Below are 11,678 nucleotides of genomic sequence, written 5' to 3'. Positions count from 1 at the left end.
GCGTCTGCCTTGAACGCCCCAACCAGGAAGCCACCGCCATCCTCTTCGAATCCTGGGGCCAGACCGAAATTGGCACGCTGCATTCGACCGACACGATCCGCTTCGACTCCGAAGACATCACCGGCACCGGCTGCGCCACCGTCGCAGGCATCGCCCCCAACAGACCCTGCCGCTTCCGGATCCTCTACCGGCAAGGCATCTTCGAGTGCTACCTCGACGACCTCCTCGTTCAGACTTACACCGCCAAAGACTTCACCGGCCGCGTCGGCTTCTTCGCGCAAGACGGCGATGCGACACTCTCGGATGTAAAAGCATGGGAGATGAGTCTGAAGTAGTGTCGGCGATTGGGCACGTTGCGATTTCATCAAGCGAATTCCTGTTCATCTTTGTTAAAGAAGGAGCTATGAACAAGGATGTACAGGATTTACAGGATGAAGAACTGAACCAGATATGAAGCCGGTGTCTCTGTAGTCTGGATTTTTCACGAACACGCTGGAGACTATCTTGTAGCCGTTGTCTTTGTCGTGTCGGATTCCTTTTCTAGACAGGATTGACATGATGAGCAAGAAGTGAAGCAAACGCGTAGAACCATCACGCCAAGACCCGGCTGCCCATGCCATCGAGCGCTCATAGCGTGGTTAGTCTGAGAAGCACTTCGATTGCCCTTAGGAAGAGGGCACTGGTCAGATACAGAACGAGACCGATTACGAGCATGAGCGTAACGACTGCTATGGAGAGCATTTGGGTTCTATGCCGGGCGCCTTCGTAGAGGTACTGTGCGGTCTTGTTCAGCAATTCGTCGAGCTTACCCGCGAATTCCCCCGTATGGACCATCGTGAGGGCCATCTCCGGCATGAGGCCCGTCTCGGCGAGCGCCGTCTCAAGAGGCATGCCCTGCTGGACAAGCGGTACGGCCTTTAGCAGCCCCTTGCGAATTTTCGGATGTGTCGTTACCGCCGCGGCCCGCTCGATGCTCGGCACAATACTCAGTCCGGCGTCCAGGCAGATGGCTAGTGCGCGAAAGAACCGCGCCAATGCGATTTCGGACGTAATACCTTTCAAGACCCAGATGCGCGACCCTATCTCCCAGCTTATTCGCTGAAGGACTCCTGTGTGGCCCAGGACCATCACAATCAAAAAAAGCGAGCCGTAGAACACAAGTTTGCTCCACAGAAAGAGCGCAATTCCCGCCCCGGCGTTGCCGTTGTTGCCGGCTACGCCCATGAGGAAGATCCTCAGGATGGGGATGCCGATTACTGCGGCGATGAGGACTCCCGCCGGGTAGGCCGCGCCCTGCACGTAAAATCGGATCAGTTCCGCCCGTTGCTCGTACTCCTCGGTCAATATGCGGAATACCGTGTCGAGGCTGCCGGTCCGCTCGCCAACGTCGACCATTTCCAGGAAGAATTCTGGGAAGCGCCTCGACTGGGAACGAAAGGCATTTCCCACCGTTTCGCCACGCTGCAGCGCATCTACAATTGGCACTAGTGCGTGGCGAACGGAGCGCGAAGCGTGCTCGGTCGAGAGCAATTCCAGGCTGCGCTCCAGCGTGATTGAGCCTTCGCTCATTACGGTGAGCGACTTACAGAGCAATGCCAATTGCTTAGTGGTCAGTTCTGGCGAGAATAGCCCCAACTCAAGTTTCCTCATGGACTGAGAAATGGGGACCTGCCCCGTACTCTTGTCCGACTGCCCCCAGCGGCAGTCTAGACCGCAGAATGGATTGGCGCAACTGAGGCGCGGTGCGTATGTCAGGAACTCCGCCTGAAGAGTGAGGATAAACCTTCAGAGTGGAGGCTTCTGACGCGCTTATGGGTTTTCTTGGCATGCCAAGTTGGTGCGTAAAGTATTTATTTATAATATCTTATGGGGTGTCGCGGATTTTCGTACCAAATTGTTTGACATCTAACGGTTAGTCGTGATACAATGAGTCTAGGTTGCGAATCCTATTGAAGGTTTATGTGTTATGTCCTTAGCGAAAGAACTGAATCTCGATATGCCGTTTAAAGACATTTGCCACGAGGCGGTATTAAACATCGTCAGGACGGCGAATGTGTTGACGACGGCGGCTGACCAATTGTTCCGGCAGTATGACCTGACGGAAGCGCAGTTCAACGTGCTGTTTTCGCTGAAGTACAATCCCCGCCACGTGACCCAGACGGATCTGGGCAAGCGCTTGGTGGTGACGCGGGCGAGCATCACGTCGATCCTGGACAAGTTGGAGAGCAAGGACCTGGTGGAGCGTATTGACGTGCCGGACAACCGCCGCATTTACCATGTGGCGTTGACGGAGCGCGGCCACAAGATCCTGGACGAGTTGGAACCGCTGTACCGGGAGAAGGTCCATGAAGTCATGGAAGGGCTTTCGGAGCGGGATTGTCAGACGCTAATTGGGTTGTTGGAACGGGTGCGCGTGGGAAAGACCCTGCTGCAAGAGAATTTTGCGCGCCCGTAGTCCGCGTGGCTGGCAGGCGCGAAGGGGCGCCGGCACAGCACGAGGCAATACGCTAGCTAGACTTTAGCAGGCTGCATTCGAAGAGTGAGGGCTTGAGCGGGCCACGGAAACCGTGGTCGCTTTACGTGAGGGTACAGAGTATGAGCGCGCATGACGATGCCGCAAAAACGCCCGAATACGATCGCCGGGGATTCTGGGCGTTGGTAATAACGCAAGCGCAAGGCGCTTTCAGCGATAGTTGCTACAAATACCTAATGATTCCTTTGTTGGCGGGTATCGCTTCCTCGGCAGAAGGCGGGGCCGCCTCAAGTCAGGCTCGCGTAACGGATACAACTGCATTGGCCAGCTTTATCTTCGCGCTGCCCTTTGTGATTTTCCCTGGCTTGTTCGGATCCCTCGCGGACCGCAACAGCAAGAAAGACGTGGCCGTTTGGACGAAGTACCTCGAAATTGCCGTTATGACTTTGGGGTCATTTGGGTTCTTCTTCCATCAGCCCGTACTTCTATGGGTTGCCTTGTTTCTGATGGCATCGCAATCAGCCATGTTCGGACCGCCAAAATACGGTCTACTGCCGGAAACGCTCGATGAGACGAAACTTTCGTGGGCAAACGGCATCATCCAGGCCACAACGATGGTAATGGTAATCGTCGGTACGTACGCAGGGGGTGCCCTCTACGATGTATTGGGGCCGTCAAACGCGTACTTGGCAGGGCTTGGCCTCATAGGCCTCGCGGCTGCAGGTACATTCACGTCCCATTTCATTATGAAGCCTCCCGCGGCCAATCCGGAACAAGTCATTCGCCTGAATCCGTGGGCCGGAATGGGCAGAGACTTCCGAGTAATCATGAGCGACCGCTGGCTTTACATGATAGCTATCGGATACTCCTTCTTCTGGTTTGCCGGCGCGCTGATAATCCAGAACATCCTTCTGTTCGTTACCGTAGACCTTGGCTTAGGCATGACCGAAGTCAGCGTTATGAGCGGGGTTTTGTCGCTGGGAATCGGGGTGGGTTCCTTCATTGCGGGCTATCTCTCTCGCGGAAAAGTGGAATTTGGATTTGTACCCATTGGCGGAACCATTCTGGGAGTGCTATGCCTCCTGCTAGCGTGGCCGGGATTCGCGTATTCCTCGGTGCTTCTGCTGATGTTCGGAATTGGCATGGGCGGCGGGATGTTCGATGTGCCCCTCGCGGCGGGACTCCAACACCGCAGTCCGCAGCATATACGCGGCAGCATTATGGCTACAGCAAACATGATGACGTGGGTCGGAATCTTGGCCGCCGCTCCCGTCTTCTACGTCTTGTCGCACATCGGAGTGAGCAGTTTTGGCATCTTCTTCTTCACGGGCGTATCGACACTAGCAGTGCTTGCGATATCGTGCGCAATGACGCCGCAGATGATTGTGCGGGCGGTGCTGTGGATTCTTTCCACGACATTTCTGCGCTTGGAGCTGCGAGGCAGGCAGAACATCCCCGAGCGCGGGGGAGCGCTTCTCGTCACCAACAATCTGTCGCTCATCGACGCGCTGGTGATCACGTCCGCCGTCGACCGTCCCATCCGATTTGTGCTTTCTGACGGAGTGAATCAGATCGATTGGATGCGGCGCATGGCGAAGCTCATGCGAATTATCCCGATTGCTTCGCAAGGGAGTCCCCGCGATCTCGCGCAGACGATGCACGCTGCGTCGGTTGCGTTGCAGCACGGAGAATTGGTCTGCGTGTTCGCGGATGGCCGCATCGCGCCGGATTCGCCGGTTGCGGCAACGCGAAAAGGCTTCGAGCGATTGATGCACCAGACCAACGCGCCGGTCATTCCGGTGTACTTGGATAGGACGTGGGGCACGCTGTTTGAAGGAACTCCGACAACCATCAAATGGAAGATTCCGCGGACCATTCCGTTCCCGATGCTGATTAGCTTTGGCGATCCGATGCCGGTCGAGAGTTCGCTCAACGAAGTGCGCACGACAATTCAGCATTTGGGCACAGAAGCCTACATGGACCGCAGACTCGATGTGCCGCTGCTGCACCGCGCGTTTGTACGCACCGTGCACCGTCACCCGTTCAGTATTTGCGTCGGTGATAGCCGGACGCCTCGCATGTCCTACTTGATGACCTACATCGGAAGCATTGCGCTGGCGCGCCGCATTAAGATGGCCGTTGGCCCGGAAGAGATGACGGGTATCCTGCTGCCGCAATCGGTCGGCGCCGTGCTCGTCAACATCGCGCTTCAAATCATGGGCAAGGTGCCCGTGAACCTGAACTACACCGCCTCGAACGAATCCATCGCGTCGGCAGCGCGCCAATGCGGCATACGCCACGTGCTCACCGCGCGTGAATTCCTTGAACGCGTCCCCGTCGAAGTGCCGGGTGAGACGATCTTCCTCGACGATATCCGCAAGCAGATGGGCTCGAAAGACCGAATCATTGCGGCATTGATGGCGTTGTTTCTCCCGGTGCGCGTGGTGGAATGGATGCTTGGCTCGCCACGCGGGCGCTCCGAAAACGATTTGGCGACCATCATCTTCTCCAGCGGCAGCGAGGGTGAGCCGAAGGGCGTCATGCTCACGCAGCGCAACGTGCTCACAAACCTTGAAACCACGGCACAGGTGTTTCCGCACAATGTCGGCGACGGCATGATGGGCATACTCCCGTTCTTCCATTCCTTCGGGTTCATGGGCACGCTTTGGATGCCGCTGTGGCGCGGCTTCTTCACGGTGTACCATCCCAATCCGCTGGAGCCGAAGATTATCGGACAACTTGTGTACAAGTACCGGCCACGCTTCCTGGTCGCCACGCCAACGTTCCTGCAAGGCTTTATTCGTAGATGCCTTCCGGAAGAATTGGCAAGCCTTACCTACGTGGTGACGGGTGCGGAAAAGCTGCCGACGCGTATTCGCGAAGCGTTTCACTCCAAGTTTGGCGTCGAACCGCTGGAGGGCTACGGCACAACGGAGTGCGCGCCCGCGGTGTCAATCAATGTGCCCAATTTCCAGGCGCCAGGCTTCTATTGGGAAGGGACTCGCCACGGCACGATTGGCCTGCCGTTACCTGGTCTGTCCGTGAAGATCACCGATCCGGATACCGGCGAGCTTATGCCGCTTGGCCAATCCGGCGTGTTGTGGGTGAAGGGTCCAAACATCATGAAGGGCTATCTTGGACAACCCGAGAAGACAGCCCATGTGCTCGTTGACGGGTGGTACAACACGGGCGACATGGCTGCGATTGATGAGGATGGGAAGATCACCATCACGGACCGTCTTGCGCGATTCAGCAAGATAGCCGGTGAGATGGTGCCGCATAACAAAGTCGAAGAGACGCTGCACCGTCTGCTTGAGATCAACGACCAGACCTTTGCCGTAACAAGCGTGCCTGACGAACAGAAGGGCGAACGACTCGTCGTGTTACACACCTTGATGGACGGCGAACTGGAAGTGCTCGTTGAGCGACTCAAGACGTGTGACCTGCCCAATCTGTGGCGTCCCAAAGCGACTTCGTTCTATCGAATCGCGCAGATCCCTGTATTGGGTACCGGCAAGATGGACTTGAAACGCATCAAGTCGCTTGCGAAAGAACTGGACGTCGGCGAGTAACTCACGCACTCGCCATGCAATGCAGTGAAGTCAGCAACAAGCCAAGCGAGCGCAGTGCCCCATGTAGGCGGAGAAGCAAACGGATTGTTCTGCTTCTTGTTCTTATCGTCGCGCCGCTACTCTTGGCGTGCAGCATGATCCCGTCCTTTCTGATCGATCCGGCAGACCGCAATGCACCGCGCGACCCTCAGACGGGCGTGATGCGAGGATCGGAGGCGCGTGACCTGGGCCCTGAAGACGCGCCAAACGCCGTGCTGTTTGTACATGGGTTTGCGGGAGCCGGAAACAACTTCAATGATTTGCCCGAGCGCCTCGCCGCGAAGGGATGGCGCGTTCGCGTAATGCGCCTGCCCGGACACGGAACGAGTCCGCGCGACCTGGAAAACGTGACAGCCGACGAATTGCTTAGCGCCGTTGTCTCCGAGGCCACTACGTTGCGCGAGAAGCACACTCGCGTGGTGCTTGTGGGGCATTCCATGGGTGGTGCGCTGTCCACGCTGACCGCATCACGTGTTCCCGTGGATGGAATCGTACTTGGCGGCGCGTACTTCGGGATGACCGATCGTTGGTACTACGGCCTGAAGCCCGAACGGTGGACGACGCTCGGAAGAGCGGTGACACGCTGGGTCTACAAGGGACGCCTGTTCACGCAGGTCAACCGCAAGGAAGCCAAGAAGAAGATCGTCTCGTACACGTGGATACCGACGAAATCGAGTGTGATGCTGCTGGAACTCGCGCGTCGTGTTAACGAGCCGTCCACGCTATCCCACGTGACTTGCCCAGTCCTGATGGTCCACTCGCATGGCGATGTGGCGGCGAGCGCAAAGGCCGCGGAACGCGCGTTCAACGCGATGGCTTCCACGAAGAAGGAACTGCTTTGGTTCGATCGCTCCAACCACCACATCTACTGGGACTATGACGCCGATAAAGTCGCAGAGGCCGTCGAAGGGTTTTGCGAGATGATCGAGGGGAGCGATTCTGTTGTCTCGCATGCGAAGGCTGTTTCCAGCGGTTCATAAGAATTGCGCGCCGGCCAAACAATCTCGTTCGACCGGCGCGCTTATCGTGCAGTGTCTTGACGATGCTATCGCATCAGTTCCATTGCGCTTTTGGCGATATCGGTATTATCCAGGAAAGGTCCGCGCTTCTTGTCGGTTTGGACCGCTTTTGAAGCGACGTACTCCGCGCCGGCGCCTTTGACGAAGAACGGAACGAGGTTGTTCGAATGCCCCTTGCTGTTGAACTGAATACCGGGCATAACGCCTTTCCCTTTGTTCTCAAGAGGTTTCCAATCCGGGTTTGAGCCGGGTCCCCAGATGTAGCCCGTTTCATGATCGGCCGTAACGATCACGAGGGTCTCATCCCAACTGCTGTTTGCAGACACCCACTCGGCAACGGCTTCGATGGCACGGTTGAAGTCGGACACTTCTTCAATCATGCGGCCGCCAGCGTTGGCGTGACTGGCCCAGTCGATGGCGCCGCCTTCAATCATCAGAAAGAAGCCTTTGGGATTGCTGTCGAGAACATTCAACGCGGCCTTGGACATTTCGGCGAGTGTTGGAGAAGTCTCAAGAAGCGGTGTTTGATACGGCGCATCGTCTCTGCGCTCATCGTCGATGCCGCTTCGATCGACTTGAGTCGATTCGGCGGATTGGACCAGGCCCAACACGCGCTTCGGCGCGTCGCCAGATCCCAGTTTTTGGAACTCTTCGCGCGACTGCACCAACGTCCACAAATCGGGAGTGCCATCGCCATCTGCATCGCCGCCTGCTGAGCCAGCGAGTATTTTGTTCCACGTCTCTTGCCCGCCAACGTAACGGTATTCCTTGCCTTCGGCGGAGCTGGGGACTCTCGGCTTTCCGTCCGCGTCAAACAACGGGTGGCCGCCCCCCATGATGACGTCGAGTTTGCTGTCGAGGATCATTTGCCGCGCCAGGACATCGTAATTGCTGCGGCTCGCATCGTGCGCGGAGAAGCCCGCGGGCGTAGCGTGACTGATTGGCACCGTCGTGATTACGCCGCTCGATTTGCCGAGTTCTTCCGCATGCTCCGCGATATGCTTGACCGACTTGCCGTCGACATCGACGCCAATTGCGCCGTTCTTGGTCTTGACGCCCGTCGACATGGCCGACGCGGCCGCGGCGGAGTCGGTGGAAGCCTTCGTGAAGTAGTCGAAGCTGGTCCACGCCTTGGAGAGATCGTATCCGCCTTCGACGTTGACCGAATACGTGGACATGGCAAGATTCGTGAACTCGCGCTCATAGAGGTGCTTGCCGGCTTCGCCGTGCTCGTAATAATCGGAAGCGAGCGCGTGATTAAAACCAAAGCCGTCGCCAACCATCACGATGACGTTCTTTGCGACTGGCGTGGCATGTGCGGCGGCAGTAGATTGAGCATTGGCGTGAGAGCGTGTTGCGCATGCGGGCGCGAACAGGCTTAGCGCGGCGCATGTGGAGATGATTACACATAGACGGGCACGAACAGACATTATACGTCACTCCCTTGTATAGCGTGGACGAATCACAACGCGTGTTGAAGAAAGTCTGCGTGGGACGAACAACGATGAGGGCGGTAAACCGCGATAGCTGCTGAACCGTGCAGGTATACTTCCTCACGAGTATATAGAATTGCGGTTGTGTGTTCGAGTTGGATGAGAGCGGCGTGTGCTTTGTATGTGCGCGAAGAAAAAGAAAGCTCAAGTTTTTTCAGTGATCGCCGATAGTATGTAGTGAGAGGCTGAGGCAAGGAAGCCAAGGCCAAAGTGACACGGAAGTCGCGAAAAATTGAATCGGGTTGGTGCTCCTCTCAAAGCCCAACCTTCGGAGTTGCGATCGCGCGGACATCCCTACGTGCGATCTTGAAGTAAAAAGTTGGGTTATCATCCCTAGCCCAACGAATTGAAAAGTTCCATAGTTTCCCCTCCTCGAGTGCGCCACAATCCCATACTGTGGCGCCTTTCTTTTTTTGTGCTCACTAGCACGATGCATCCGCATACAACACTTCTCTTGCGCGCAGACTCCACGTGTTGCTTCTGCTCGACACTATGCTTTTCGCTGTAAGTTCCCGAAGAACATTCGCTACGCTCGTGGCCGTGAGACGTATTCATGGCATAGCGTCAACGTGTTGCACGCGAGTAGTTTGAATCGGCGCACTGTGGCGCCGGTACAAATTGCGGGCTAAAGCTTTCCGGATAGGGGCCGATAAAGAGAGTGCAAGGCCGAGACACGGAGGTCGAGGCAGCGCGACACGGATGTCAACCCTTTTTTAGACCCGACAACCAGTTGAACGGAACCCGTTCAGGGCGGTTCATCCCGCCGCCTCAAGCGATTGGCTGGTTCCAAGGTCTTACCCTCTGAGAGTGCGCTATGACACTAGTTGACATAGCGCCTTTCTCTTTTAAGGGGGTGACCACGCACTTACGCAGGCGTTCAATCAGGACGCGGCTGGCGCCGGGGGGTCATACAGCACTTCAATAAGGGTGAGGCCGTGCGCCGGGGCCGTAAGCCCGCGATAGGGGCCGGGGGACGATAGTCGTTCTTCAATACGCGATTCGGACAGGGCTCCTCGAGCGATTTCCGTAAACGTTCCTACGATGTTCCGAATCATCTTGTACAGAAAGCCGTTGCCGTGGAACTCCACGCGCCACAGGTCGCGCGCATCCAATGGCGAAAAGACGCCGCCTGGCGCCAGTCGCACGGAATGCAGTGTCCGCACGGTAGAAAGCTTCTCCGATGCTCCACTGCTTTGAAAGCCAGCAAAATCGTGTTCGCCCTCGATGAGCGGGCAGAGTGAGGCTAGCCGGTCCAGGTTCAGCTTGGGCGATACGCGCCACGCGTAAGCGGCCGTAAAGGGGTCGGCCTCCGGTCCCAGGTAAAGCGAGTAAGAGTAGCGTTTGCCGGCAGCAGACTTGCGGGCGTGAAACTCCCGGGGGGCCGGTTCAATGCTCAGCACGCGTATCTCCGGGGCCAGCATACAGGAGAGAGAGCGCCGCAACTGGTCCAAATCGGCGTTGGCGCGCCACACAAACGAACAGACCTGGCCCAACGCATGAACCCCGGAATCGGTCCTGCCTGCCCCTGTAACCCGGACTGGCTGGCCCGAAATGGTTCTAAGGGCTTCTTCCAAGGCACCTTGCACCGTTCGCTGTCTGGGTTGGACCTGCCATCCGGCAAACCCGGTTCCGACATACCGAACTACGGCCTTCGTCATAACATGGCTAGAATCGGCTATTTCTGGCTCTTCAGCGCTCATGGGTGCCCACTTTCACGGCATTTTAGCCAACGGGAAAGGGTCCAATCCAGGACTTTTCGTCAAAATACGCATTTGGATGAGTGATTTCGCCGGGTATTGGCTTTTTTCGCCACGCCCCCATCGATATATTCCCGAGGTATTTGGCCGGTGATCTGTCCAGCTATCAAGCGCTTACGAAAAATCGGTCAACCCGGCACGGCGATTGATATCTTACCAGATACTCCCCGTGTGTTGTGGGAAAGATGAAAAACTTCGGGAGAAGAACAATGAAATCGTCTGTGGGGTACTTTGCGTGCGGTCTTGTGGTAGGAGTGGTGCTGTGTGTCGTGGCCTCGCTCCTCCTCGGGTCGGAAACCAACTACATCAATGACAATGACTCATCGGTGGAGTTTGGCGGCCGATTCCAGACGGCCGTGAGCGGGTCGGGGGGCGATCCGATGTTCTCCGTACTCGATACGGAAACGGGCGTAGTGAAGATTTACGGTCAAGACGGGTTGAAAACCACGATTCAAACCGATGCAGTAGGGTCGACAATGGCCCAATAACCTCCTCCAGCTGAGGCCGCCGAGCCGCCTCGTTCGTCTCCGCCGATAGCGGGACTGGGCGAGGCGGCTCGGTCATTTTCGGTGCGCTCTCCCGTCCCGGCTTTCCTGCAAATTCGCATACGCATTGCGGCGCAGGAACGGGTATCATGCCGTTCCTGATTTTCGAAGGGGGCAGCACGGCGCGAGCGGGGAGGGGCGTATCGTGGAGAACGAGACACTGCAACAACCGGCGGGGCGAAAACGCCGTGTCATACCTTACTTGCGGTGGTGGATGGGAGGCATGCTCTTTCTCGTCACCGTGATCAATTACATCGATCGGCAGACGCTGAACGCCCTATCGCCCATTCTCAAGCAAGAGTTCAATTGGACCAACGAAGACTACGCGTTCATTCTGAATTCCTTTCGAGTCGCGTACACGATCATGCAATCGGTGTTCGGGCGCATTCTCGACACGGTGGGTACTCAACGAGGACTCTTCCTGAGCGTTGTCTTCTACACCATCATTGCTGCGTGCACTGCTCTCGCCAACGGCAAAGGCAGTTTCGCGGCGTTCCGGTTTCTGTTGGGGTGCGGCGAAGCGGCCAACAATCCCGCGGGATCGAAGGCCGTATCGGAATGGTTTCCCGCCAAGGAACGAGCATGGGCTTGCGCCTTGTTCGATAGCGGTTCTTCGATAGGCGGAGCGCTTGCGCCGTTTATCGTCATCACGATCTACCATATATTTGACAGTTGGCGGCCTGCCTTCGTGCTTACGGCTGCGCTTGGGCTCATATGGCTTGTATTGTGGCGCAAGTTCTACCGCTTACCTGAAGAACATCCCAATATCTCGCCCGAAGA

The 11,678-nt window shown here is 56.9% G+C and carries 9 protein-coding genes; 6 read left to right on the top strand and 3 right to left on the bottom strand.

What is annotated here, in order from left to right; translation table 11 throughout:
• Positions 1 to 335: hypothetical protein (locus K1Y02_21440; GenBank protein MBX7258941.1), on the top strand; the 335-nt coding region annotated here is incomplete at its 5' end.
• 292 nt (positions 336 to 627) lie between these two features.
• Here the strand turns inward: K1Y02_21440 and K1Y02_21435 are convergent.
• Positions 628 to 1,635 carry a type II secretion system F family protein gene (locus K1Y02_21435; GenBank protein MBX7258940.1) on the bottom strand — a complete coding sequence of 336 codons (1,008 nt, stop codon included), beginning with the start codon at positions 1,633 to 1,635 and terminating at the stop codon, positions 628 to 630.
• A gap of 331 nt (positions 1,636 to 1,966) precedes the next feature.
• On the opposite strand from K1Y02_21435, the gene K1Y02_21430 reads away from it, so the two are divergent.
• The 3 genes from K1Y02_21430 (at position 1,967) to K1Y02_21420 (ending at position 7,064) form a co-directional block, all read left to right on the top strand.
• A complete protein-coding gene (locus K1Y02_21430; protein MBX7258939.1) occupies positions 1,967 to 2,455 on the top strand; it encodes a MarR family transcriptional regulator in 489 nt (162 codons plus the stop codon).
• A gap of 140 nt (positions 2,456 to 2,595) precedes the next feature.
• Positions 2,596 to 6,045 carry an MFS transporter gene (locus tag K1Y02_21425; GenBank protein ID MBX7258938.1) on the top strand — a complete coding sequence of 1,150 codons (3,450 nt, stop codon included), beginning with the start codon at positions 2,596 to 2,598 and terminating at the stop codon, positions 6,043 to 6,045.
• A 134-nt stretch (positions 6,046 to 6,179) separates the two neighbouring features.
• Entirely contained in the window at positions 6,180 to 7,064 is an 885-nt protein-coding gene (locus tag K1Y02_21420) for an alpha/beta fold hydrolase (protein MBX7258937.1), read from the top strand.
• A gap of 65 nt (positions 7,065 to 7,129) precedes the next feature.
• Here the strand turns inward: K1Y02_21420 and K1Y02_21415 are convergent, their stop codons facing one another.
• The gene (locus K1Y02_21415) at positions 7,130 to 8,533 is read right to left on the bottom strand and encodes an alkaline phosphatase (GenBank protein MBX7258936.1); all 1,404 of its coding nucleotides are present in this window, start codon (positions 8,531 to 8,533) and stop codon (positions 7,130 to 7,132) included.
• A gap of 944 nt (positions 8,534 to 9,477) precedes the next feature.
• Positions 9,478 to 10,296: a tRNA pseudouridine(38-40) synthase TruA gene (truA, locus tag K1Y02_21410; GenBank protein MBX7258935.1), complete on the bottom strand. Its 819-nt coding sequence runs from the start codon at positions 10,294 to 10,296 to the stop codon at positions 9,478 to 9,480.
• Between the two features lie 266 nt (positions 10,297 to 10,562).
• Between truA and K1Y02_21405 the strand changes: the two genes are divergently transcribed.
• Positions 10,563 to 10,841 carry a hypothetical protein gene (locus tag K1Y02_21405; GenBank protein ID MBX7258934.1) on the top strand — a complete coding sequence of 93 codons (279 nt, stop codon included), beginning with the start codon at positions 10,563 to 10,565 and terminating at the stop codon, positions 10,839 to 10,841.
• Between the two features lie 202 nt (positions 10,842 to 11,043).
• A partial coding sequence (locus K1Y02_21400) for an MFS transporter (GenBank protein MBX7258933.1) occupies positions 11,044 to 11,678 on the top strand: 635 nt, incomplete at its 3' end.

Source organism: Candidatus Hydrogenedentota bacterium, assembly GCA_019695095.1.
Taxonomy (GTDB): Bacteria; Hydrogenedentota; Hydrogenedentia; order Hydrogenedentales; family SLHB01; genus JAIBAQ01.
This window is presented reverse-complemented; position numbering and strand designations above follow the sequence as displayed.